The sequence below is a fragment of the Aminobacter sp. P4_D5 genome (genome assembly GCF_056401815.1).
In genome coordinates, this window is sequence record NZ_JBFUIP010000882.1 from 1 (window position 1) to 642 (window position 642).

1 pseudogene is annotated in these 642 nt (G+C 66.0%); it reads left to right on the forward strand.

What is annotated here, in order from left to right:
* Positions 1-567: pseudogene (fusA, locus tag AC1DWF_RS35570) on the forward strand (elongation factor G); the annotation flags it as partial.
* Positions 568-642: the final 75 nt, after the last annotated feature.

Genomic DNA, 642 nt, shown 5'->3' on the forward strand with positions numbered 1-642 from the left:
GGCCAGTACGCCGAGGTGAAGATCACCTTCGAGCCGCGCGAGCGGAACTCGGGCATCGAGTTCGTGAACGGGATCGTCGGCGGTTCGGTGCCGAAGGAATACATCCCGGCCGTGGACAAGGGCATCAAGGTGCAGGCCGATACGGGCGTGCTCGCCGGCTTCCCGACGGTGGACTTCAAGTTCAGCCTGATCGACGGCAAGTACCATGACGTCGACTCGTCGGCCCTGGCCTTCGAGATCGCCGGCAAGGCCTGCTTCCGCGAGGGCATGAAGAAGGCCGGCCCGGTCATCCTCGAGCCGATCATGGACGTGGAAGTGACCACGCCGCAGGACCACGTCGGCGACGTGGTGGGCGATCTCAACCGCCGCCGCGGCGTGATCCAGAACCAGGACATGGCCGGCACCTCGGTCATCGTCCGGGCGCACGTCCCGCTGAAGGAGATGTTCGGCTACATCTCCAACCTGCGCGGCATGACGAAGGGGCGCGCCTCCTTCTCCATGCAGTTCCGCCACTACGATCCCGTGCCGCGCAACGTGGCCGACGAGATCATGAAGGCCGCGGGCTGATCTGAAGCGGGATGACCGAAGGCGCTGACGCGCCTAAGGTCCTCCGGCAACACTTGGCCACCGCGCCCGGGAGAC